A 26005-nucleotide genomic window follows, 5' to 3' on the forward strand; every position below is an offset into this window, starting at 1 on the left:
ACGTGATAGTGTATGCTTGTCCAGGCAATCACCTCTCCGGCGGCTATTTTAAAGGAGAGCTTTTCCGAGTTTTTAAAAATAATATAGAACATACTAGAGAGATGATAGACCGACTTTTCATCATATAACTGAACGCGAAATTATTATTTTAGAATACTATAATCACCCTTCGATAACTTGACTATTGTTCAATATATATTTAATATTTAATCATAAAGTGCTTTTTAATAACTTTTTTAATATGTATTCAATTTTTATTGAACGATATCAGTGTACTCCTAGATTATTAAATATATATGTAGATAAAATTAAATTTTTGTAAATTCATTTTTACAATGACTGCGTCTAATTTCAAAATAAGTTCTTCAAAGACGGGTCCTCAGCTAAAACAATTTGATTTACAAGTAAGTCCGGGTGTGGACATACAGAAATGAAATTATTATTCTAAATATAGTGAAGTATGAAGTATTTTTATAAAGAGGTATTTAATCGTTGTGTCAATTTGATCTAGCACATCGACGAAATGATAAAAGGAGCGTTCAATTGTGGAAAAACAAAAAGAAGAATCAAGCGTCCAAAATGAGCTAAGAGAAAAAGTAATAGACGCGATTGCTCAAACAATGGATTTATATGGTGTCAATTACTCATTTGGAAAATTATACGGTATCATGTTTTTTGAAGAGAAACCGTTAACACTTGAAGAGATGAAAAGCTACATGAATATGAGCAAAAGTAATATGAGCTATGCAGTTCGATCATTAGTCGATTCAGGGATGGTTACGCAACTAGAGGAAAAAAAAGATCGAAAAAATCAATATGTAGCTGAAACTGATTTCTTTAAGACTTTTCGTAACTTTTTCACTGTGAAATTACAAAGAGAAATCGATGTCATGTTAACAGCAATTAACGAAGCCATAACAACACTTTCAGAAATTGTATTATCTGAAGAAACCACGGAGGAAGAAAGACAAGCTTGTTTGAAAGACTTACATAAACTAAAACATAGTGCCAAATACTATAATTGGCTTCAACAATTTGTTGAGCTATTAAGAAATAATGATTTAAGTCTTTTTGATCTTAAAAAGATAGAAAAATCTTAACTCATACAAGAATGAATGAAGTTTCAGGAAAAGAATGTGAATCATATGCGCGTATCCGCTATTGTCTAGTATATGAGTAAGGAGTCAAAATAAAGACTTATAGCTAACTTTAATTCAAACCAAAATCGAGTTTGCTCGTCCATTATGACCGCAAAACCCATATATATAAAACGGCCCAATCTTTGGAGATAAGTTGAAAGCGATTTGATATTCCTACAAATGATGAAAAATAGAACCGCGTGAAATCAAGTTTTAAAAGTTGATTTTACGCGGTTTATTCATTTCTAACATAACCTTAAATGCTCCTCATCACCTTCTCCCGCACCGATTTAGCAGGATCATTCAAATCTTAGCACCCTCTCCTTGGTCATATGCTTTTTCTCCCCCTGAACGAAACTTCTATTTGTAAATTAGTTGGAATTTTTACATTTATTTACTTTCACATACAAGCCTTTAAGGAGGGGAACACTCTCTAATATAAAGAGCCATTTAGTTTTTGCTTAGAAAATGCTTAGAAAAAATTTACCTTTTTGTTGTATATTGGTCTATGTTCACCGAACTATTTACTAATTAGCCCCTAAATGAACTTGGACAATAAGGGTAAAAAATAATATACTGCTTAATGTACCAAGGAGGCTAACAACATGACACGAAACAAACACTCCAAGGAGTTTAAATTACAAGTCATCAAAGAGGCCCAGGAGACAGGCAATAACAGCCTTGTTGCCCGCCGTTATGAACTGAATTCCAACATGGTATGCCGTTGGGTGCGGGAATATAAAGACGGAAAATATGGTGATGTTGATGTCGCTGTTTTACCAGATTTTGACCCGAAAGAAGTATCCAAGGAAAATGAAAAGCTTAAAACATTGCTTGGTGAAAAAGACCTTGAAATCGCGATTTTACGCGACATTATAAAAAAGAAAAACCCTCACTTGCTGAAAAAATTGAAGTAGCCGACCACTGGATTCAAAAAGGCTATTCTATTTCTAAGGTGCTAAAGGTCATAGGGATCGCTCGTTCCACCTATTATTACCAAAAGAACTACCGTGTGGAAGAGAAAAAAGTGAGTGAGGGACGTCCAGCACCAGGTTATTCCTTCACAGAAGACGGACGAAAAGTATCAGACGAACAAATCAAAGAATTCCTTCTGGAGGAAATTGCAGGCGATGGCTTCAACTATGGCTACCGCAAACTGACTAAGAGGCTTCGCCGCGAATATAGCCTTGTCATCAACAAGAAGAAAGTCTACCGGTTGTGCAAAGAGCTGGGTATCCTGCGTCCACAACGCAAAAAGAAGACCCAACACCCTAGGAAACTGGCACGAAACCGTACGATAACAGACTCAAACCAACTATGGGAAGCGGATATCAAATACGGCTACATCGAAGGGGAAGACCGGTTTTTCTTCGTCATGTCCATTATCGATGTATATGACCGTGGAATTGTCGCCTATCATAACGGATTAAGCTGTACAGCTAAAGATGCCGTCCAGGCACTTCAACAAGCATTGTTAAGACGCCAACAATTCAACGCAGCGATCAAACCAGTGATCCGAACAGACAATGGGCCACAGTTTGTTTCCCATACTTTTGAGGAATTTTGCGAAAAATACCATATGGAACATGAAAGAATTCCGCCAAGAACGCCGAATATGAATGCCCATATTGAATCTTTTCATCGAATTTTTGAAGATGATTGCCTCTCAAGGTGGCAGTTTGAAACCTATGCGCAAGCCTATGAAGCTGTCACGGATTTTATGGTCTTCTACAACGAAAGACGGATGCATTCAAGTATTTTGGACCTATCACCTCAGGAGTTTTACGAACAAAATAAGCATCATAAATTGGAAATCAAAGAGGTTCGCGTGTGATCGATTTGAGGGAGTCAGGGCCGATAGGAATCCTAGTCAGGCTACGAAAGGAGCCACAGCGCAGCTGCTTGCCATTTACCGCAGCGCCCGATTCTTAGTAGGCGGTGGAAGGGGTCGGGGCCCCGCCAACGAATACTTAGAATCGACTTGTCCGTGTTACCATCTGTTGCAGGCGAGCCTCTAGGCTTTTATTTTCGCTAACCTGCATGGATACCGCTACACGGACAAAAGCAAGGTCAATGGTGGCGGACAAGAAGCACAGAATCCAAAATCAAGAAATAGAGAGCTATTTTAAGAAAAAGATAGATTAAGAGTAACCATGTCCAAAATACGGGGGTTAATCCGTTTAGTATTCATAAAAATAAATGTATATAAATCTAGATAAAAATATGCGATTTTTTATAAAATTTTTATAGGGGGGGAAATATTGTGAAGACATATATTATTATAGATGATAACCAAAAGGATGTGGAGTTATTATTTCGAATATTAAATTCTACAAAACAATTAAAATTAGTGAAAAAATACACGGGTGCAATACAACTAGAAAAAGAACTAACTGATTTACACTTAGATTTTGAAATAGCTTTTATAAAAACATGGGTGTTTGGACAAAACGGTATTACGATTGCTAAACGCTTAAAAAAAATACGTCCTAATATACAGATCGTTTTTATTTCCAAAGAAAAGGAGTTTGCAGTAGATGCATTTGAATTAGGCGCTATTGACTATATATTGCAACCATATAATAAGAATAGGATTTATAAAACAGTAAACCGTCTTTTGAAAAATAAGAACACTTCTTTACCCAGAGAGAGAGTAGATATGGTTTGCTGTTTTAAGCATTTACATTTTAAAGATCAGAAACAAGAGATTATACCAGTTAGATGGAGAACAACGAAAACAAAGGAATTGTTCGCTTTCCTTATTCAAAATAGAAACGAATTAATGGTGAGAAAAGATGTTTTGATTGAATTACTTTGGCCAGAAGAAGATGTCAATAAAGCATTTGAGAATTTATATAGTTGCATCTACGAAATTAGAAAATTATTAAAGCAAATTGGAGCAAACATTCAAATTATCAGCATAGATAGTGCTTATGAAGTAATTTTAAATGATGTCAAGTGTGATGTTGATGAATGGGTGGCAGGAATTAATGAGCTTCCTTTCATTTCAGAGGAAACACTGCCTAAAGCGTTAACATTAATAAATCAGTATACAGGTGACTATTTGGCAGATGAAACGTATATATGGAAAGAGAATGAACAAGAAAGTCTAAGAATGTTATATCAAGCCTTTTCAAATAAGGTACTTCGATATTTAATTGCCAACGAGCAGTATACAAAAGCTACTTTACTAGCATTGAGAAACCAAAGACTTAACCCTTATTTAGCGGATTCATATTATTTTTTAATGAAAATATACGATAAACTTGGAGACATTTATAATGTTGAAAAACAATTTTCCAAATTGGTAGAAATGTTTAGAACCGAATTCAACACTGTTCCTCCAACTCATATTAAAGATTGGTATAGGAAATGGATCGAAAAACAAGTGAAAACTCCTGAAATATAAATAGACGGGCCACAACTAAATCAGCTGATGAAAAAACGAACAATAAAGTGACACTTCATTCAGTAGGCGTTTTCTTCCATCTCCTACTGAATGTTAGTTGAACCAATCGGGCATTTAGGTGCCGTTTTTTCCTTTTGTATCAACTCAGGTCTTGAAGTGGGAGTCTTACGTCACCTTACATGCCGGATAAATTGTTCTAGTGTATAATACCCAAGCTTTTAGCGTAGTCAACGTAGACTTCGGCGGGAATAGCTTCAGCTGAAGATCCCGCGACCTTTTGCTTTCCGAGGAAGCTGAAGAGACCTGCGATAAGCGAAATATTTTGACGTAGCGATGATAGGTTTTTATAACAGAATAGGGGCTGGGACATAAGTTAAAAGCTGATTGATATTCGTAAAAATCGTGAGCATAAAACCGCGTGAAATCAAATTTAAAACCTTGATTTCACGCGGTTTATTCATTTTTACAGGGTTCTGTCCCCGCCCCTTTTGCTGTTTCGTATTTGCTTATGTTCCAGCCCCGTTTCCTACGATTAGTCAAGTATCTTTATAATACTTTTCAATTTACTTTGTATGGAATATCTGGGCATAAGAAATAAACCTCAAGTATTTTATTTTTAAATTGAGGTGTGATATGTGATATAATCTAATTGATTTATTGGTCCATAGAGGCCGTGTACGAATAATCGTACTTCGTATTGTTCCTGACCATGGAATAAATACATTTTAGTAGCTTGTTCATGCAAGCTACTACCGCAACCTTGTCCTTCTTCGGATGAGGTTGTTTTTTTAATTTGTAATAGTAATCTACAATGTGATTTGGTGCTGCTTTTTGTTGACGAATCATGTTCCGGACAATGAAATATAAAATTTTTCTTCCTTTTGGATTACCACGCTTATTAATGTGATCCTGGCCTGCATATTTTCCTGATTGGTATCTCCGAATATCAATCCCAATAAAGGCATTTACTTTCTTATGATCAGAAAAGCGTGATAGGTCGCCGATTTCACCAATAAAGAGTGCTGCACTTATGTCACCAATGCCTGGAAAACTTATGAGTAACTCAAACTCTGGAAGTTGTTTGGCTTTCTCGGTCATTTGTTTAGAAACCTTTTCTTTTTCTTCTAATCGTTGAAGAAGTTGTCTTGCGTAATATTGAACCTTTTGAGTTTGAACACTACTTGATGAAACAGCTGGATAAGACTCTTTGGCGTATTCAAAAATTTCACTTGCATTCTGCTTCGCACGATTCTCGGATATCTTTTTAGTGGTACTTCTTATCAAAAGGTTTTTTATTTTTGTTTTACTTGTTTGTAATACAAAATCTGGATGTGGAAATAAATCGATTAGTGTAAGTGCATAAGGTGTGACTCTACTAGAAAAGAATCTCTCAAGTTCTGGAAAACTTAATTGTAACGCATTATGCAAATACATCCGTGTACGCTTTATATCCTCTTCTACTTCTTGATAAAAGCGAGATAAATCACGTATATCATGATAAATATCTGGTTGGTCTAATTTTTCTGGTCGATCATTTTGTCGATGAACTTGGGCCAATTTATGGGCGTCATGTTTGTCTGTTTTCCAGCTTCGTAATGTCCCTTGTTCTAATTGCTTTTTGGCTGCCAAGGGGTTCAATAAACAATAACGTAATTGATTTTTTTGACAGAATGTTTCTAGCGTCTTAGAGTAAATTCCAGTAGATTCAAAGACAAGCATCAAATCTTCAGGAAGTGTATATATTTCATCCAAGAGTTCCTGAAAACCAGCTTGACTATGTATTACTTCACCTTCAGAAAGACACTGTTGATCGTCGTAAACAACCTTGTAGCTTTTCCCCATTGATACATCTAAAGCCATTACTGTTCCCATTTAACTACCTCTTTTCTCTCTTAGTGATGAAAGTTCTTCACTTATTCATTTCGATTCCAATTTCCTATACACGAGCTCAAGGCCCCAACATACTTAAACCTGATTCAAAAATGAAAGTGAAGAAGCCCGGTTTTTTATTCGGATTCGCAATCCTCGAGGCTACGGTCGGGCTTTCTCTCACTTCTCACTATATCTTAAAAAAGAAATAGTGGGTAAAATCATCCGTCGATGATCTTACCCACTAATCTTAGTATGTTTTATATCTAAAATTCAGTTTGTTGCGCTAAATTACTTTTGCTTAGTTATTGCTTAGTTTTTTCATATAAATAGGCAGGTTTTTGATGAGTATTTTCACAAGTACAACTTGTTAAAATATTTTCGAATTAGTTATTGAAAGGAGTAAAAGCGCGCGTATATTGTTTGGAGCTTGGCAGAAGTGAAAGAGTTGTCCACCTAAATGGAAAAAAAAGGAGGCTAATTAGTAATAATCAATCTATTATTTTGGCACTTATCATCGTAAATACCCATTTTATCCGGCAAATGTAATGGCTTCCACATCAGAAGTTCCACCTTTTTCATTTCGTATTACCGATGAAAAAGTAGATGAGAAACATTTTAAATATGGCTTTTTTCTAGGGTTAGAAAAGTGGAAACCATAAGGATCGCAAATTAGTGACTGGTTCGGTTGAGGTTAACAGTGGCTAATCGTGATCCAAGTGGAGCTGAATTACCTTGAATGATGTGTTGCACGATAAGTTAAATGCGGCAAATTGATCTTTTCATTTGAAAAACAGCCCATTCCATAATCAGTGAAACAGGAGATGGAAAGTTTAGCTATTCTACAAATAATTCAGCTTCATAAGGGTTTTCCGGCAAATTCAAATGAAAAAAAGCGGATGATATATTGCCAAATGGAAATGGTAAGAAAATCTCTACGGTATAGATAATCGCACCTCTTTATCCAATTCATAACAAGAAATTTCTTTATCAAAGTGAAGTGATGATGCCCGAAACGCTTGCATAGCCAAGTTATTAATCATGTCTACTGTGAGGAGATAGAACTAAATGAGGAAGTCAAACATAGATTACAAAAAACAAATGAATAAAAACCATAAAAGAAATTTCAAGAAAAAATCTTCTATGGTTGCCGTTGCCTTATTAGCCACAACTCAGGCAATGAATCCTGTTAATGCTATGGCGTCTATGCCTGCTACACCAAATTCTGTCATTCAGCCTTTTTCATCTAGTATTTATGATGAAGAAATTGACTACAAATATATTAAATATGGTCATCTAGAAGTTAGAAACCATCATGTGAAAAAATCGGAAGTAAATCTAACTTATTATACTCACTATTCATTAAATATGGCTTTTAAATTAAAGCATGCAACCTTTAATTTAACAATTGATGAGGATTTAAAAGATTACATCTCAGATGTACGGGTGAGAGTCGGTAGGGAATGGATATCAGCGCATAAATTAGCAGATGGTACATACAGCATCAATCACCGCGATGTGCTAAGTACAGCCCTTATTGGTGTCAATCAACAATTTGATATTAAAATTGTGCTGAATAAAGAAATTCAACATTTAGATAAGGATTTTTATACTGCTGATATTGCCCTTTTTGATAAAGAGAATAGAGTCGTTGTCAATACGACAGACAGTGCTTATTTTAAAACAAAAGATAGTGGCATGAGTCGAGAGAATAATAATCTCGTAACTGGTTCCGGTTATACCGTTGCTGATAACGATCCTCATGGTACAGAAATAACGTTAAGATATACAATGCATTATAAGTTAAATGCAACCAAGCACAATGACGGTCAATTTAGATTCAAGCTTGATGAAAAATTAATCCCGTTTATTAGTGATGTATTAGTTCAAACAAGAGATGGAAAATTCAAGTCTGTTATCTATGATAAGAATGGAAATTTTAGTTATGCATCAAATGAATTAGTATCACACGCGCTTATAGGGATTCGTCAAGGTTTTTCGGTAAAGATTAAATTAAAAGAAACTGTTGAGAATTTACCTAGCGGAATATACTTATTTGATGTTTATCAAACAACTGGTGACGGTAAGAGGATTTTAGACGGTACAGATAATACTACATATTTCCTACATGAAAATCCAAATGATGATGCGGACGCAGATGCCGACGCTGACGCAGATGCCGATGCCGACGCGGATGCCGATGCCGACGCGGATGCCGATGCCGACGCTGACGCGGATGCGGACGCCGACGCAGATGCCGACGCAGATGCGGATGCCGACGCAGATGCTGATGCCGACGCGGATGCCGATGCTGACGCAGATGCGGACGCTGACGCCGATGCGGACGCCGATGCGGACGCCGATGCGGACGCCGACGCTGATGCTGACGCCGATGCTGATGCAGATGCGGATGCCGATGCTGATGCTGATGCCGATGCGGACGCAGATGCCGACGCCGATGCGGACGCCGATGCGGACGCCGACGCGGATGCCGACGCGGATGCGGATGCCGATGCCGACGCCGACGCCGATGCTGATGCCGATGCGGACGCCGACGCGGATGCGGATGCCGACGCGGATGCAGATGCCGACGCGGATGCCGACGCCGATGCTGACGCGGATGCGGATGCCGATGCCGACGCAGATGCCGACGCGGATGCGGACGCCGACGCGGATGCCGATGCCGACGCGGATGCGGATGCGGACGCAGACGCGGATGCGGATGCGGATGCGGATGCCGACGCCGACGCTGACGCGGATGCCGATGCGGATGCCGATGCGGATGCGGACGCCGATGCTGATGCCGACGCGGATGCCGACGCGGATGCCGACGCGGACGCCGACGCAGATGCGGATGCCGATGCGGATGCGGACGCCGATGCGGATGCCGACGCGGACGCCGATGCCGATGCCGACGCAGATGCTGATGCCGACGCAGATGCGGATGCTGATGCAGACGCAGATGCGGATGCTGATGCAGACGCAGATGCGGATGCTGATGCAGACGCAGATGCCGACGCGGACGCCGATGCCGACGCAGATGCCGATGCCGACGCGGACGCTGACGCGGATGCAGACGCAGATGCGGATGCGGATGCAGACGCAGATGCGGATGCAGACGCAGATGCCGATGCCGATGCCGACGCAGATGCCGATGCCGATGCTGATGCCGACGCGGATGCTGATGCCGATGCAGATGCTGATGCCGACGCGGATGCCGATGCTGACGCGGATGCCGACGCCGATGCGGATGCCGACGCGGATGCCGATGCAGATGCCGACGCAGATGCTGATGCCGATGCCGACGCAGATGCCGACGCAGATGCTGATGCCGACGCAGATGCCGATGCCGACGCAGATGCCGATGCTGACGCGGATGCCGATGCTGACGCAGATGCCGATGCCGACGCCGACGCAGATGCCGATGCAGATGCCGACGCAGATGCAGATGCCGACGCAGATGCTGATGCGGATGCAGACGCGGATGCCGATGCTGACGCAGATGCGGATGCAGACGCGGATGCCGATGCTGACGCAGATGCCGACGCGGATGCGGACGCCGATGCGGATGCAGATGCCGACGCAGATGCCGATGCCGATGCCGACGCAGATGCTGATGCCGACGCAGATGCGGACGCCGATGCGGATGCAGATGCCGACGCAGATGCCGATGCAGATGCCGACGCAGATGCTGATGCCGACGCAGATGCCGATGCCGATGCCGATACCGACGCTGACGCCGATGCCGACGCAGATGCGGATGCAGACGCGGATGCCGATGCTGACGCAGATGCCGATGCGGATGCGGATGCCGACGCGGATGCTGACGCGGATGCCGATGCCGATGCGGACGCCGATGCGGACGCCGATGCAGATGCCGACGCGGATGCCGATGCCGACGCGGATGCCGACGCGGATGCAGATGCCGATGCGGACGCCGATGCAGATGCGGACGATTCTAATGGGAAAGAAAGAGTTGGCACTGAAGAGCGTTTAGCTGATAAGGACAATAACGAAGGTGGAAAAAAGCTACCAAATACTGCTACATCTATTTTTAACACAGGCTTAGCAGGATTAACTGCGCTGCTGGCAGGTATTGCTGGATTATTTGCTCGTAATAGAAGAAAGAATAGTAGATAGTTAGTATCTCTATGGAAGTCAGCCTATATTTCACTTGAAATGTAGGCTGACTCATTTATAAAGGGAAGGAAAAGATAATGGGACAGATCTCAAATCTTACATATATCAACCAAGCAATGGATCAGTATGAAGTATATTTTAACAAGCAAATGGCCAATGAAAATATCCAAAGTGTTTACATTCATAATGATGAGTTTTACATTCTCTTCTTGTCAATAGGAAATCAGCACATTCGTTCACGAGTTCTAAAAGCAATGGATACAAGTTTTCATAAAGCATTCCAAAAAATAAAACGAAAGGCCATTCAACTTGTTCAGAAAAGTGGTGTCGATCCACAATGGTTAAAAGTGGATATCGTATCAGAAGTTAAAAAAGTACCTTTTGAAGTTTTAGAAGAAAAGGTTAAAAAAGCGCGTAAAAATTATTTTCGTTGGGGGATTTCTTTTGATTCAGAGTTTCGTTTAGCTTTTTTAGAACAAGAAATTAACGGTAATGCGATGATTAGGAGTACTAACAAACAGCCCTTATCCTTAGATGAAGTAAATATCAATCATTATTTGAAATATAATGAAGGATTACGATTTCCTTTTATAAAAAAACTATACATAAATAAAGACGTCTATCTTTTTAAAACAACAGCTACTTTTAAAAATAAACTTGATGATGAAATTCACGAATTATATAATGGCGAGCTAACAAATGGCATCAGAAAAGTAACGAATATTAAAAAAGAAACAAAACAACTTATAAATAAATCGACATTATTTCTAATGAAGCAAATGACAGATAACGGTCAGTTCGAATACGGCTATTTCTCCGCATTTGCTAAGAAAATAGGAACATATAATATTTTGCGGCATTCTAGCTCTCTTTATGCGCTGGCAGAAGGATATGAAATTTTGCAAGAACCGAAGATATTGGAAGCCATTGAACGTGGGCTGAATTACTTGATAAAAGAAGCGATTGTTTATAAGGAGGATGCCGAGGAACAGACAGCTTTTGTTGTGGATTATTCGAATGAAAACGAAATAAAACTGGGCTCTAATGCTACAGCCATCTTGGCTATGACGAAATATATGGAGGTTGCACAAAGTGACAAATATGTAGAAGTCGCCCAAGCATTAGCTCGAGGCATTATTCATATGAAGCTTCCTGATGAAGGATTCATTCATGTATTGACATACCCCACTTTTCGTGTAAAAGCACTAAATCGAATTATCTATTATGAAGGCGAAGCCATTTTTTCACTGTTGCGTTTATATGCGATTGATAAAAATGATTACTGGTTAGAAGAAGTAAAGAAGACATTCGATTATTTTATTAAATATGATTATTGGAAATACCATGATCACTGGTTAAGTTATGCAGCAAATGAATTAACGATTTACGAGCCAGAGGATAAATACTTTATTTTCGGATTAAAAAACTGCAATCATCGGTTGAATTTTATCTATCATCGTGAGACAACTTATCCTACTTTTCTCGAATTGACAATGGCTGTTTATAAAATGGTAGGTAAAATAAAAGAACTACAAAAAGATTACTTACTCAAATTAATTGATGAAACGTATTTAGTGCAAACGATCAAGCGCCGCGCCGAATACCAACGTGTTGGATTTTTCTATCCCGAGTTAGCCATGTATATGAAAAATCCTGGATTAATCTTGCATGGTTTTTTTATTCGTCATCATTCTTTCCGTGTAAGAATCGATGATGTTGAACACTATTTATCAGGATACTGTCAATTTTTTCATTATTTTATACCGGATTTAATAGATTTTAATCTAACGATTTCAGATTCACAGGAAGATGAATAGGAAATGAGGGTAAGAAATGGCAGCAGGTTTTACTTATCAAGAAATAGCAGACATATTAGATGGTTACTTCTTCAATGAATTGGAACAAAGTTCACCAATCGTTGATTTCGAATTTGACCCTGCCCAGCTTCAGAAAGGGGTATCAGGTAATTGCTTTATTTCTATTTCAAGAGAAAGATGGAATCAATTTCATAAGAAAGAATTACCGTGGATAGATGGTAATGTTCGCATTTTAGAATACTATAAAAACTGTGATTTAATCATTACGGAAGAGCCGATTAAAGAACTGGCCCCGTTTGTAGCCCAGATTATTGTAAAGAATAGTATCAAGTCTATGCAAATTTTAGCAAAACAAGCTAGAAATAAAATGAAAAATCCGGTTATCGGGATTACTGGTTCCGTGGGAAAGAGTTCTACTCGCTTAATACTGGAACACCTTCTAAAAGAAATTAGTAATGTTGTTGCAACCCGCGGAAATCATAATACACAAACAGGTGTTCCGTTATATGGCGCGAAATTATGTCGTAATCCTGATATGGGGATTGTAGAAATATCATTAAATGCGCTGAATAATCGTGGAAATCAAGCCTTAACAATAAGACCTGATGTGTGTATGGTTACTTCTATTGGAGAAGCGCATCTTTCCACATTGCATTCAACCATGAATGTAGCTACATTTAAGGCGAGAATATTCGATGGTTTAACAACAGGTGGTTTAGCAATCATCAATAAGGATATTGGCAAAGAAGAGTTTAGGATTTTATATGAACAGGCCAAAAAAAGAACGAATCGGATTAAAACATATAGTTTGATAGATAAATCCGCTGATTTATTTCTTAAAAAACGGATCTATGAAAAATATAAAACAACGGTCATTTTTCAATATAAAAAAACGGCTTATACGTTTGATATGATCATGCCGAGTGATGGCATCATGATGAACACGTTAGGGGCGCTCCTCTGCCTGGCAGAATTAGGATATGATATTGATTCAATGGCAAGAAAAGTATATGATTTTAAATCACTCGACAGAGTGATGGAATTAAAACGGCTTAACTCAAAGGACCAAAGAAGAATAGACATTATTGATGATTCGCATAATGCCGCAATTCCATCCATGATCAATGCGATAAAAACATTTAAGGAAAAACAGTTTTTTTACAAAGGGAAGAAGATTTTAGTTTTAGGGCAAGTAGCCGACCTCGGTGATCAAAGTGAATACCTGCATGATAAATTAGTTCCTTATATTCTTCAATCGGATGCCGACTATGTCTTTGGCCATGGAAAATACATGAGGGATGTGATTAAAAAACTACCTGCAAACATGGTAGGTGGGTGGTTTAACAATGCGCTAGAACTATCAACTCGTATTCCCTATTATTGTTCTGACGATTCATTCATTCTTTTAAAAGGTTCTGTATCCGGCAGTGACTTTAGAAAAACGAGCCATTATCTCCCTGCACAGATTAAACGTTCGACTAAAGAAATAAAGGACATTACACCACAACCACAGGTATTAGTTGATCATATTCAACCTATGTGGGGCATTGTTGGATACGATTTAAAAGAAAACAAAGAAATTTTTCATAAAGGATATCTCCAAACCAAATCGATTGAAGGAATAGGTCCGATCATCTTATTACTGCTACTCTTTCAGATGGGAATCCAAGACCAGAAAGTGAGTCGTTTGAACAGGTGGCCCACAAATGAAGGGGTAAGTATCAATCAAAAACCTTTTCATTTTGGTCAGACATTCACACATCGTGAATTAGCAGAAGAAGTGATGCTAACCCAACATCCGAGCGCTGTTTTTGAACTGGCCCATTTATATTTTTCTAACAGAAACAAGGCAATGAAAGAGATTACGAAGTTGGTAGAAATGCTGGACATTACGCCGTCAGCCGCTCTTAATTTGACAGGACGGTATCGTGTGAAAGAACAGCAATCATTTCAATTAAGTGACTTAATAAAAGTTGGAAAAGCACTGAAGCAATATCAATCAGAGTTACCCATCATCATGAACTGTAATGGAATGAATATGAGAGGAATCGCATTTGGAACCCTTCGATCACATTGTATCCTTTTTATTGAGGATGTATTATATTGTGGCAGCGGAATGACCAGTGTTGAAGACCTGAAACGCAACTTGACTTTTAGCATGGAATTGACACGAATGAAAAGCTAAAGGGCTGATTCGATTGGATAAAATAAATGCTAAGAGCGAGGACTTAGAAAAAATAAACGAAGAAATAGAAGAAGAGTTATTACAGTACTTGGAGACTGGTGAATTACCAGATGACCAGCCTGAACAATCAGGGAAAAAATCTTCATTTCAGTCGCCATTTCAAGTTTTCGTGACAGGCGCTTTCATTGTCGTTATAATTACTAAGCTCATACAACTTGTTTATGGTTTATTTTAGGAAAGGTCCTTGCCCGGATTTTAGCAAACGGGAAATAAGAAATGGGAAACTTGAAAGAATTGGTGATTAACCAAAAGAACAGTTCCCTGGAACGTTTTCTAGTAGCTCAATTTTCAGAGTATAATCATAACCGCAAGTTCAGCATCCGATGCCATTTAGGAATAAAAGCAAATATCTTGTAGTAGTTAGTTTTTTTGTATACTGACCTTGCGGGGGGCGAAAAGCTCCATCGCCAAATGATTGATAAGCCTAACCCTTTTACCAAATAATATAAATAGCTACATAATAGACGGAAAGGTAATTGTCTGTCCAAATCTACTACAAAGAAAGATCCCTATGGACCTTTTTTGACGTGTCTAGATAATTGTATGCAACATTAGTGATTAGTTGCCATGTTTGAAACACTGGGGAATCATGCTTATAACCCGCTATCCTTGACGTTGTTAGCGGTCATGGTTATGTAACTCCTGAATGAGGAAGTACAGTCATGCTACCACGACCGCTCTCTTCTATGTTTGGCTCTTTTCATTTTCAAGCTGATATATTACTTTTCGGTCAGCTCCTATAAATAATTAGGTAAATTACTTTTTTGATTTAAGGGCGAATAGTGCATATATACATAGGAATACTCCTAAAGCTAGCCCCAATGCACTCGTGTAATTGACCGGTTGATAATATAAATCGTTCACGATATTATTGATAAAAAAAACAAGCATTGATACCGATAAGACTAACATGATCCATATAATTAGTTTGGTACCCCTTGAATATTTCGAATGTTTTTCTTTTTTCATTAAATCCTGCACCTTGGCCCTGGAATTTTATCAAATGCTTTTACTGCTTTGTCGTAAATATAAACATTTATCACCGAATAAAATTGTACCAATACCAGGTATTTAAAAAACACCTTCCTTCACTTACATCCCTCCTTTTTCCTTATAATATCATTATTACAAATATTATGTAATATTTAAAAATTTTATTTCTTTTAAACAAACTCTGTCAAAAAAAGATTGATCATTATCATTGGGTTGTTCGCGTTTGCTTTTATTGCCACCAGTCTTCTTCCCAGACTTTGGAGTAAGTACTTAGATCAACAATGGCTTAAAATTGTTATCTTACTTCCAATTGGTTTCTGTTTATTATGGTTTTGGTTTAAAGCTGAATATACAATAATAAAGATTAACATTCACATCATTAGAGAAGCCAGAAGTCCATTTATGCTTTATGTTCTATGAAAGATTTAACCACAAAACTAAGTTAAGTATGTTTACAGCCAAATCCATCATTTTGAGGATATAAAGAAGGTGGGAAATAGGCTGAAAACGAATCAATATTCGTACAAACCATGAAAAATAGCACCGCGTAAAATCAAATTTGATTTTACGCGGTTTATTGGTTTTTACATGCTATTCATCATCTTCCTCCGCACGGGCTGGCAGGATCAATCGAATCTGTGTACCCTTATTCGGAGTGCTTTTCACTCGAATGGACCCATTATGAAGCTGTACCAATTGTTTCGTAATGGCCATCCCAAGGCCCGTTCCACTGCCGGAGTCGCTTGTGTTCGTGCCTCGATAGTAACGCTGGAACAATTTATCAAGGGTTTCACTATCCATCCCTATCCCGTTATCTTCTATTTTGATAATGATCAAATGTTGTTCTATCAAAGAGGTGGATACTGTGATGGTAGTGCCTGGTGGATTATATTTAATAGCATTTGCGATTAAATTATCGAGAATCCGTTGAAACCACTTTTGGTCAATATAGGCATAAATGATTTCATCATAAGGATGGAAATCGAATTGTATTTCGTTATGAGCCGTTTCATTAATAAAATGTATAATGGTCCGACGTATAAATTCGTTGAGATCAACTTTTTCTTTGACAATCGGCAAAGCTTGATTTCTTAAACGATATGTTAACGTTAAGTCCTCAAGTAATTGCATCATATAAACAGACTTCTCGGAAATCACTTTGGCAAACTCTCTTGTTTCCTTTTCACTCCACGAATAATTTTCAGATTCCAGCATTTGTGAATAACCTGTTATAGAAGCAAGCGGCGTTTTTAAATCATGGGAAATACCCGTTATCCATTCTTCCCTTATTTGCGTCATTTTCTGCCGCTCCGATTCGTTTTGCTTTAAGGTTTTTGTTAATTGAACAAGTGTGGTAATGAAATCCTTATATAATCGGTATTTCTTTTTCAGTCTTCCTTTTTTGTTTAACAAGATGGGACGTTGATGGATATCTTGAGGCTGTTCATATACTCCTTTACCCAGGTTCTCAAGCCATTTCATCATCATAATTAAGGGAACTCCGAATTTACGCGCATACCAAAATGTCCCTATGAAAAGAAAAAGGATCAATAAGATAAAGATGATAAAAAGACTATGACTAACTGTTTTATAAATACCTTCTTCTAAGCTAGAGTTTGAATCTGATTTATACGTCCCCACAATAATGGATTGCTCGGTCTCCTCATCAAAATAAGCGGTCGTTACATGATGCTGATCTTGTGATAATGTCATGAGATCTTGATTGGAGTACTTAGTCGGCTGTTTCTTCGTACCATATTCATCTACTACTTGTCCTGTTGCATCGATCAATTGGACCCAGCCGTTTTCTTCATTGATTTTTTGATAAGCCCTATCTGAAAGGTTAAGCTGATGATTTTTCCAATCAATCTCTGGCTTTATCTCATTTACTATGTCTGTGCCGGAATTTTTTTTACCAAATAATAGGATATACGGCCGTTTATACCCTTCTTCTAATTTCCAATATGAGTATTCCGCGGGAGTTCCCAAAATCAATGAAGCAACTTCACTCTCATTCATATGAGCGGGTACTTTTTCAGCAGTATTGTAAGAGCCGATCACAGCACCTTTCTCCGTTAGAACGATCAGTTGGCCATTCTGATTTTTCACCATTTGTTTTAGTTTTTTATCGAATGTGACCTTTTCATCTTTGATTGAAATCTTATCAATAAAAAACAACTCGTCTGCTTTTGACAAATCTTTTGCAACATCCGAATTCATGATGGAAAAGCCAATAATGGCCCACATGATTATTAAAATAAGAGATAACAAAAAGAAAGCCAGGATGATTTGGATGAAAAACTGTACGATAAAACGTTTATGAATGTTCATGTTTGTCACCATCGGGAACAAATTTATACCCGAGGCCTCTAACTGTTATAATGTGACTCGGTTTGCTTGGGTTTTCCTCGATTTTTTCACGCAGCTTTCTTATATGAACCATAATCGTATTATCCTCGCCTAGAAAATCCCCGCCCCATACCTGCTCATACAGTTGGCTTTTGCTAAATAGTTGATTTGGATGTTTACAGAAGAAGAGCAGCAGTTGGTACACTTGAGCAGGCAAATCCACCATTTTACCATTTACTTTTACTTCGCCGGAAAGTGTATTTACATGGATGTTTCCATATTGATAAGTTGTTTGTGAAGTTGGTGTCATATGGACCATTTTCCTGCGCAAATGCGCTTTGATCCTCGCGACAACTTCCAGGGGATTGAAGGGTTTTGTAATATAGTCATCCGCTCCCAAGGCAAAACCGGAGAGCTTATCCAAATCGGAAGATCTGGCAGTTAAAAAGAAAATAGGAGCATCGGTGGTTTCCCTGATCATGGGACAAATATCAAAACCGCTCCGGTTGGGGAGCATCACATCCAACAAAATCAAGTCATATCGTTTTGTTTTACAAAGTGCAAGCGCGTCCTCGGCTGTAGCGGCTGTATCGATATGTTTGAACGCCTCTCTTTTTAAAATCGTCTCTAACATCTGTAAAATGGCTTTTTCATCATCTACAATTAATATATGTGCTTCTTGCATCAAGATCACCTAATCGTCGTTAATTTATATGAGTATCATATCATCCAAAAAACCAAAGTTGCGAATAATTAAGGGAGAATTAAGGTAGTGTTTCGGCTAAATTAATGTAGGCAACTTATAATAGCTTTCGTAAACAAGAAAGGGGAAGCAACATATGTATGTCATCGGTAAGCGAGAGTTTTTCAACATGTTTAAAAGCATTAAATCCATTTTAATCATTTGCGTTTTATTATTGACCGCCTATTATTCAGCCAAATTTTCAAACGTATTAACGAATATGATAGAGTTTACCCCCAAAGAGATGAAGCATATCCACACGCTTGGCCTGTTAACGTTACTTTTTTTATTTGGGCAATTATTTGTCATGGGGTTATCCCATGATTGTATGAATAGGGAAACCCATGAACGAACGATGCGCTTTTTAGTTAGCAGGACATCAAGATCATCCATTTTATATGGGAAATTTTTTGGCATTGCGCTCTTTTGGTTTGTTTGTGTGGCTATCTCTTTTTTGATTATTAGCTTCTTTGCAAAACAATTTGATTTCTTTATTTTTTCTCAGACCATGAGTTTATTATTCTACCAAATTGCCTTGACCCTTTTACTGTCCGTTCTCATCCCGAAACCAGGCATTACGATGTTTCTTGGCATTATGATTGGTCTTGCTTTTCCGGTTTTTGGTTTATGGATCTCCTTCACAACCAATGAATGGATCAGCTGGTTGAAGTTTATCATGCCTTTTTATTATTTGGAACGTGAGGACTTTTCTTTATTAGTGATCATCATATTTTCAGGTTTGATGCTTTTGATCGCAAATCTGATTTTTAAAAGGAGGGATTGTTAATTGTTTGCCATTGAAACGAAGCAGCTTCAGAAAGTCTATGGAGCGACTCAAGTCGTAAAAGGTATTGATCTAACTGTAGAAAAAGGGGAAGTATTTGGTTTTCTTGGCCGGAACGGTGCCGGAAAGTCTACCTTTATCAATATGCTGACGGGAATTATTCAACCAAGCTCCGGCACTTATTCACTTTTAGGGGTAAAGGGGCCAAATGACCAAGTGAAGAAGAGAATTGGTGTAATGCCCGACTACTCTACTTTTTATGGTTCATTAACAGCGCTGGATCATTTAAAATTCTTGTCTGCTCTCTCGGGAAAGCCCACAGGAAAGCACGGTTGTCTGGAAGTCTTGCGTTTAGTAGGTTTAGAGGACCACGCCCAGTTGAAAACTGCCAAATTTTCATTCGGTATGAAAAAGAAGCTTGGCATTGCACAAGCGATTATCCACGATCCGGAGTTAATTTTTCTTGATGAACCCACTTCCGGGTTGGATGCAGAGTCCGCTATTCATATTCATAAACTAATTCGCCATTTACAAAAAGAAGGAAAAACAATCTTTATGACATCCCATAATTTAGACGAAGTAGAGAAAATTTGCACGAGAATCGCCATTATGAAAGAGGGCAAAGTGGCTAAAATTGGAACAATGTCTGAGCTTAGGTCATTCTATCGCTCAACGCTTACAGTAAGAATTAAGCATTCTCCAATTCCTAAAACAGAGGAGTTGACGCTAAACCAATGGCTGCAAACGGTTGGGACAGATTTGGAGAGAAAAGAATCATTTATAACGATTACGATTGATCATGAGAGAAAAATTGCTGAAATCATACGGGCTTTTAATCAGTATAAAGTGGATATCTACCGCGTTGAAGTGGACGAACCATCACTCGAAGAAATATTTTTAGATGAATAGTTGTGTATTGGCGGTGACTTTATGAATAACTCCTTAGATTTACCAAAGAAACGTTTATCGAAAGATGCGATCAAGGTATGGCTCATCAGTGACACGATTGGAAACATCGTCGGTTTTATTATCCTGGGCACCTTGTTTTACCTTGATGATCGCTTTTCATGGAAAGAATGGATCGGGTGGATTTTAATCGGAATAACAGTACTATTGATCATCGGGTTTATTTGGTCATTGATTGAGCCCTTTTTTCTTTATAAAAACTGGCGTTACGATGTTAATGAAGAGTTTCTGCAATTAAAATCAGGCGCAATCAATGAAACGCATGAGCTGATCCCGATGACTAAAATCCAATCGGTCGCCACCGAGCAAGGACCGATTCTTAGAAAATATGGACTGTACTCCGTGTCGGTTGAAACAATGGGATCTTCTCATACAATACCTGCCCTGCCGAAAGATGTAGCTGTTGAATTGAGAAATCAAATTGCTCAATACGCCAAAATTAAGGAAGTGGAGCAATGATGAAAATGAAACGTTATTCTCCACTCGTAATGCTTTTTCATATAGCGAAATTATTAAAAAATGCCATTTTCTTCGCGTTCTTTTTGTATGTGGTGAAGGCTGGCTCGGAATCGCTCTTCATAAAGTATGGAAGGATTGTTTTCCTGATTGTAGTTGGGTGGTCTTTGTTGTCTATCATTTATGAATGGTTCACCCATAAATACAAACTTGACGAAAAGTCGTTTCACCTTTACAAAGGATTGTTCAACAAATCTGAACAAACGATTCCTTTTTCCAAAATTCAAAACATTAATCGCCATACTTCCTTCTTCCATAAGATCTTTCATATGACTTCCATTTATTTTGAAACTGGGATGAAAGGCGAGAATGCGACGGTAAAGTTCGAAGTGATCTCGCCAATGGAAGCCGATCAAATGGAAGCTCGTGTACAAAATACAGAGCAGAGGGAAGCGACGGATCGGATTCCTGAATCTGCTCATTCAGAGGTTCAAATGGAACAGCAAAACCCGAGTCATTTTGATAATGGGATGGATGGCGAGAATACGACTGTAAAATTTGAAGTGGCCTCGCCAACAATGGAAGCCGATCAAATGGAAGCTCGTATACTAAATACAGAGCAGAGGGAAGCGACGGATCAGATCCCTGAATCCGATGATGCAAAGGTTGAAATAAAGCAGCAAAACCCGAGTCGAACGATTCATTTTCAACCAACGAAAGAAGACATTTTAAAAGCATCGTTTACATCATTAAGCTTTTTAGTTCTTTTCTCTTTGATTGGCTCACTTTATTTCAAAGTCAATGATGTTTTTCATCTGGAAGATATAACAGGGGAACTGATGAAAAAGATCACAAGCACATGGTGGGTTGTGACACTCATTGTGATTGTACTCGTCATTACTTCCATAGCCTTTGGAATCGTGAGAACCTATGTAAAGTATGGAAATTATGAAATATCTTCAGATGCAAATCACATTTATATCAGGAAGGGCGTCATTGATGAAGCGGTCTTATCCATTTCAAAAGAAAAGGTGCAAGCAATTGAAGTGGAGCAATCGATGCTGAAAAGATTACTCGGGCTCGCCGAAGTGAAGTTGACAAGTGCCGGCGGTTTTAGTTCAGGCGATGAATCGCTTGAAATCAATACGCTCTATCCTTTTCTGCCGGTAAAGAAAGCATACGCGATGATATCGGACATTCTGCCATCTTATACGATCACAGAAGACATGACTCGCCTGCCAAAAAAGTCGTTTTGGGTGCGCATATTGTGGCCAAGCTGGTTCTGGTTCATTGCGACAGGTGCTTTATTTTATTTCAAGCCGGCCATCTTGGGGTTGGAACAGGCTTGGATAATTGTATCAGCCGCCCTCTTACTTTGTATTCTAATAGCAAGATCGTTAGATTTTTTCCATACCCGCTATGTCATAAATGGCCAATTTATTCAATTTCAAAAAGGAGCGCTTACCACCTCTTTATTTATCTCAAAACGAGAAAAGGTCATAGAAGTGAAGGCAACACGAAACTTCATTCAAAAAATGCTGGGTCTTGCTTCAATTGAGACTATCAACAGAGGAAAACCCGTACATCATTCAGGTTTGGACGATGTGCCAGTTGAACTGGCGAATTCCTTTTTCCAGTGGTATGTAGACCGGAAAAAGGAAATCAGAGTTGAATAAAGTTAACAACTTGCCTTGAATTAAAGTCATCACATGCCCAACTTGAAAAGAAGGAGACTAGAAAGCGAGACAAAAACTAGGATAGCTAGTTTAGAATATTGAATGTACCATCAACTTTGTTGCTAGCAAGTGAGGGATATTGTATCTACCGCCCTTTCTAAGGGCGGCTGTTCCATGGCCGGCAGTTCACACTTCGTACGCCCTCATCACCTTCAAGACAACGGTTATTTCCAGATGCTTTTTCGTTCAGTCCGTTTGACAAACTTCCCTGACATCGCTTGAACTCGGGCTTTTAACAATAGCTTTCTCCCTTCCACATTTCTTGTGAAAATGGCATATGCCTGTCCAAGTTTCTTTTGCCACTTATCTTCAAAAAGCTGAACGTATTCTTTTTTGCGTCCGATTTCATCAGGGATCGCATGATAATCATGACGGGTATACCACTTTTTCCCGGATGTCCGATGAAGAATATATCTCGGATTATCTATCGGATCAAGAAACTGCTGTAAAGATTGCAAAAACAGCTTTTGTTCGTAGGGAGTCCCCCTTTCAAGCGAACAGCAGACCATGCCATTTGATAACTCCTCTACTACTACTTTATTTCGCTTTAGCGGGGTCTCGATACTGCCAATCTCAACTAAAACATCATAAATGATCTGCCCTGCCGTTTGTAAACTTGATTCTATCGATGAATTGCCAACAAAAATCCGAATAGCCTTCCACCAAAAAGGTGCAGAAACAATCCCGCCCACAACAAGGGCAAAAGTTAACATGGGCAAAAGGCTATCAAACCCTCTATACCTGCTTCCTTCAGCAACATAATACACTGTGCCTATTATAATGGAGGCAGTCATAATGAGCAGTGACTTAAATGTATGCGCAAATAAAAATGGCCTTGGTACAAATGACTTACCTACATCCAGTTGTTCTCTTTTCTTTTCCCCTAGATTTGTTGCTTCCCGCCACCTTTCAAACAAGTTTGCCTTATTTGTAGCTCGTTTCATCATGAGGTGATTTACGTCCTCTGGTGTTTTGGCTGAGAATGGCGGAGACGGAAGGCGGAGACGCTCTATCCCTGAAACAATAATCGGCAATTCCTCATCTAATCCGCTTAATGATTTAAACCGTCTTGATAATGAAAGGTAGTCATATCCTCCATCCAATGTGTTGACATCGACACATACCAAGTGCCAAATATTTGCGCATTTTCGAGAATTATCCTTGTCTGACCGGATGGCTCTCCCTCTCATTTGATTGGTTAACATGAATGATCCGACATAAGAAGCTAAAATGAGCGTGTTTACGCTTGGCGCATCCCAGCCTTCTCCGAGCAAGGCTGTTGTTCCTACCAGCGTATCAATGTGCCCTTCTGAAAAGATGGACGTTATGACTTTGACTATCTCTTGCCTGGATGCTCCAGTAACAATCACTTCACTGTACACGGGATCATGCCGTAAGGGCTGGACTGAAAAATTCAAACCGAATGAATGCAAATGAGGAACTGCATTTGTTGGGATGATGACGATCGAGCCAGTTAAAACACCAAGCCGGCAACGATTTTTTAATTGCCTTCTTAACACTTCAAAGATTGGAATAACACCGATCCGATTGAGTGTTTTCATATCTTGTTCTGCCATTGGCAAGTCATTTTTATAAATGTAGTCCGCCAACACAACAAGCCGGAGATCATCTCCTTGTGCTTGCTTTTCAAGTGAAACGATATGCGTTATACTTTGTAACTTCGAAGCACTCTGCAATAAAGTTCGTTGCATCGTCTTCTTTGCTGTTAGACGGACGTTTTTTCGTTCAAGTGCTCCGATTCCTGATAACTTCTTTCTGATGCTTTTGATCGGCTCATTTTTCACATTCACATGTTGGTCGCGATAGAGAAGCCCACCAAGCAATTCTTCCATCCACTCGACAGTAAACTTCGGCAAATCAGCATGTTTTTCATCCATTTGTTGAAAAGGCCATTGCCACCGGTCGCTGCCCACCTCTTTTAAAAACAAAAGAATGGAAATGAAATACCCATATTTCGCCAGCTTTTCTTCAAGATATTCTTCCGATTTAATCCACGGATGATTTTCTAACAAGCGTATCAAGTCTTTATTTTGTTTGATCTCTTGAATGAACTCTTTTACCTCATCGTGAAATGCACGGATTGGGCCAGCTTCCTTCGGGACCGGGACAGACATCCAGACATAGTCTTGGTGTGGACACAAATCCCCTTCTCTGACTAATGCGGCAATATCAATTTCTTCATCGATCGGTCCGCATAATTCCATATATTTTTCCCATTCCGCCGAGCTTACATCGTAGGGCGGGGTTGCGGTTAACGCAACTACAGTCGGTTGATCCAAATGGTTACGGAACCTTATTGTTGTTTCCCACCAGCTTGTCCTTAAATGATGTGCTTCGTCCATTTGGAAATTTTGCTGAAGCAACTTTTCCAACGCCTTTTCTTTCATGCAAACATCAAATTCATTCTGTTCTTGTTCGACATCATCTCCATCAGAGCCGCTGTCTACCTCTTTCACTTTGCTTTCTAATAAAGCATGTAGCCCTTGATAAGTGGTCACCGTCACAAACGCCGGGTTCCTTAAGTCTGTTGAAATCCAATCAGGTGGCTCTGACTGTTGTAAGAACAACTCTGTAAAACGATCCACCCACTGGTTTCGTATCGCCAGTGTGGGCGACACAATAAGAGTTGGTTTGTTTAACCGTAGCATGACTTCTAAACCAAGTACCGTTTTTCCTGAACCTGGCGGGGCGACAAGATGCAAATGATTGTTTTCTAAATGGGCATCCAAATGTGCCAATACCTCGCGTTGATAACTTCGCCAAGGATAACAAAATTTGATCCCCTCAGGAAATTGCTTCACTTGCTTCACCAACCTACATGTAATCTACTAGCTATTTTTCTTGATAAACCTTATCAGCATCTTCTTTATCTATACACTACTATATTCCATTAAACTCAAATGATCGAATGTTTTCAATATATTTTAAGCGGATCGGAACGTCTCAATAAAAAAAGATACTCGTTGTAATAAAACGACAATTTGGTATGCCTATCCTCATTTGATCGGCCCCCTTGTTCGCATCTTGTTATGCAGCTCTTCTGGACCTTCCACGTGCGAAATTTTTACCATATGAAAGTATTTGTACTAAGGGTTGCCCACGCTTCGAATGAAAAATGTCCCAAAGCGATTCATTTATATTCATACGATTATAAGATTTGATGAAATACATGAAACATTTTTCCAGTCTATATAATGACCTGAAAATGACCAATTTTATTTTCGGTTAAAAACGGCTTTTTATAGAAAACATACTAAGATTAGTGGGTAAGATCATCGACGGATGATTTTACCCACTATTTCTTTTTTAAGATATAGTGAGAAGTGAGAGAAAGCCCGA

General features: G+C 39.0%; 15 protein-coding genes. 11 read left to right on the forward strand and 4 right to left on the reverse strand.

The genetic code is table 11. The annotated features are described in order from the left end of the window. Nucleotides 1-545: 545 nt before the first annotated feature. The 3 genes from NST31_RS09790 (at nucleotide 546) to NST31_RS09800 (ending at nucleotide 4548) form a co-directional block, all read left to right on the forward strand. Nucleotides 546-1100, forward strand: a complete 555-nt coding sequence (locus tag NST31_RS09790) for a MarR family transcriptional regulator (RefSeq protein WP_339165295.1) — start codon at nucleotides 546-548, stop codon at nucleotides 1098-1100. A gap of 644 nt (nucleotides 1101-1744) precedes the next feature. Beyond that, nucleotides 1745-2973 (forward strand): IS3 family transposase gene (locus tag NST31_RS09795; RefSeq protein WP_212951973.1). Its coding sequence is split into 2 segments (ribosomal slippage): nucleotides 1745-2033 and nucleotides 2033-2973, totalling 1230 coding nucleotides; the frame shifts between segments, so codons are not numbered across the junction. A 429-nt stretch (nucleotides 2974-3402) separates the two neighbouring features. Next, the gene (locus tag NST31_RS09800) at nucleotides 3403-4548 is read left to right on the forward strand and encodes a response regulator (protein WP_077113992.1); all 1146 of its coding nucleotides are present in this window, start codon (nucleotides 3403-3405) and stop codon (nucleotides 4546-4548) included. A gap of 654 nt (nucleotides 4549-5202) precedes the next feature. Here NST31_RS09800 and NST31_RS09805 read toward each other — a convergent pair. Next, nucleotides 5203-6420: an IS110 family transposase gene (locus NST31_RS09805; protein WP_339161619.1), complete on the reverse strand. Its 1218-nt coding sequence runs from the start codon at nucleotides 6418-6420 to the stop codon at nucleotides 5203-5205. 1065 nt (nucleotides 6421-7485) lie between these two features. Between NST31_RS09805 and NST31_RS09810 the strand changes: the two genes are divergently transcribed. From NST31_RS09810 to NST31_RS09825, 4 genes are all read left to right on the forward strand, one after another. Then, a complete protein-coding gene (locus NST31_RS09810; protein ID WP_339165298.1) occupies nucleotides 7486-10557 on the forward strand; it encodes an LPXTG cell wall anchor domain-containing protein in 3072 nt (1023 codons plus the stop codon). Between the two features lie 77 nt (nucleotides 10558-10634). Continuing rightward, a complete protein-coding gene (locus tag NST31_RS09815; RefSeq protein WP_339165300.1) occupies nucleotides 10635-12374 on the forward strand; it encodes a hypothetical protein in 1740 nt (579 codons plus the stop codon). 16 nt (nucleotides 12375-12390) lie between these two features. Further along, complete coding sequence (gene murF / locus NST31_RS09820) at nucleotides 12391-14559, forward strand: UDP-N-acetylmuramoyl-tripeptide--D-alanyl-D-alanine ligase (RefSeq protein WP_339165301.1); 2169 nt, start codon at nucleotides 12391-12393, stop codon at nucleotides 14557-14559. Nucleotides 14560-14572: 13 nt separating this feature from the next. After that, entirely contained in the window at nucleotides 14573-14794 is a 222-nt protein-coding gene (locus NST31_RS09825) for a hypothetical protein (RefSeq protein ID WP_077113994.1), read from the forward strand. 1409 nt (nucleotides 14795-16203) lie between these two features. On the opposite strand, the gene NST31_RS09830 is transcribed toward NST31_RS09825, so the two are convergent. Continuing rightward, entirely contained in the window at nucleotides 16204-17943 is a 1740-nt protein-coding gene (locus tag NST31_RS09830; protein WP_077113996.1) for a HAMP domain-containing sensor histidine kinase, read from the reverse strand. Continuing rightward, a complete protein-coding gene (locus tag NST31_RS09835; protein WP_077113997.1) occupies nucleotides 17930-18646 on the reverse strand; it encodes a response regulator transcription factor in 717 nt (238 codons plus the stop codon). The genes NST31_RS09830 and NST31_RS09835 overlap by 14 nt, the downstream gene beginning before the upstream one ends. Nucleotides 18647-18800: 154 nt before the next feature. Between NST31_RS09835 and NST31_RS09840 the strand changes: the two genes are divergently transcribed. From NST31_RS09840 to NST31_RS09855, 4 genes are read left to right on the forward strand one after another with little or no spacing between them, the layout of a single operon-like run. Next, entirely contained in the window at nucleotides 18801-19490 is a 690-nt protein-coding gene (locus NST31_RS09840) for an ABC transporter permease subunit (protein ID WP_077113998.1), read from the forward strand. Next, entirely contained in the window at nucleotides 19491-20396 is a 906-nt protein-coding gene (locus NST31_RS09845; RefSeq protein ID WP_077113999.1) for an ABC transporter ATP-binding protein, read from the forward strand. A 21-nt stretch (nucleotides 20397-20417) separates the two neighbouring features. After that, the gene (locus NST31_RS09850) at nucleotides 20418-20912 is read left to right on the forward strand and encodes a PH domain-containing protein (protein WP_077114000.1); all 495 of its coding nucleotides are present in this window, start codon (nucleotides 20418-20420) and stop codon (nucleotides 20910-20912) included. Next, on the forward strand, nucleotides 20909-22585 hold the full coding sequence (locus NST31_RS09855; protein WP_083717746.1) for a PH domain-containing protein: 1677 nt from the start codon (nucleotides 20909-20911) through the stop codon (nucleotides 22583-22585). Before NST31_RS09850 ends, NST31_RS09855 begins: the two co-directional genes overlap by 4 nt. A 224-nt stretch (nucleotides 22586-22809) precedes the next feature. On the opposite strand, the gene NST31_RS09860 is transcribed toward NST31_RS09855, so the two are convergent. Further along, on the reverse strand, nucleotides 22810-25467 hold the full coding sequence (locus tag NST31_RS09860; protein WP_339165303.1) for a DEAD/DEAH box helicase family protein: 2658 nt from the start codon (nucleotides 25465-25467) through the stop codon (nucleotides 22810-22812). Between the last annotated feature and the right edge of the window lie 538 nt (nucleotides 25468-26005).

It is taken from the genome of Siminovitchia sp. FSL W7-1587 (assembly GCF_037963795.1).
In the GTDB taxonomy this organism is placed as follows: Bacteria; Bacillota; Bacilli; order Bacillales; family Bacillaceae_C; genus Siminovitchia; species Siminovitchia thermophila.

What these genes read in the sequence shown, in the direction of transcription:
- NST31_RS09805 (WP_339161619.1), bottom strand. Translation starts at nt 6,420, where the DNA reads ATGGGAACAGTAATGGCTTTAGATGTATCAATGGGGAAAAGCTACAAG.
- NST31_RS09810 (WP_339165298.1), top strand. Translation starts at nt 7,486, where the DNA reads ATGAGGAAGTCAAACATAGATTACAAAAAACAAATGAATAAAAACCAT.
- NST31_RS09815 (WP_339165300.1), top strand. Translation starts at nt 10,635, where the DNA reads ATGGGACAGATCTCAAATCTTACATATATCAACCAAGCAATGGATCAG.
- murF (WP_339165301.1), top strand. Translation starts at nt 12,391, where the DNA reads ATGGCAGCAGGTTTTACTTATCAAGAAATAGCAGACATATTAGATGGT.
- NST31_RS09830 (WP_077113996.1), bottom strand. Translation starts at nt 17,943, where the DNA reads ATGAACATTCATAAACGTTTTATCGTACAGTTTTTCATCCAAATCATC.
- NST31_RS09835 (WP_077113997.1), bottom strand. Translation starts at nt 18,646, where the DNA reads ATGCAAGAAGCACATATATTAATTGTAGATGATGAAAAAGCCATTTTA.
- NST31_RS09840 (WP_077113998.1), top strand. Translation starts at nt 18,801, where the DNA reads ATGTATGTCATCGGTAAGCGAGAGTTTTTCAACATGTTTAAAAGCATT.
- NST31_RS09850 (WP_077114000.1), top strand. Translation starts at nt 20,418, where the DNA reads ATGAATAACTCCTTAGATTTACCAAAGAAACGTTTATCGAAAGATGCG.
- NST31_RS09855 (WP_083717746.1), top strand. Translation starts at nt 20,909, where the DNA reads ATGATGAAAATGAAACGTTATTCTCCACTCGTAATGCTTTTTCATATA.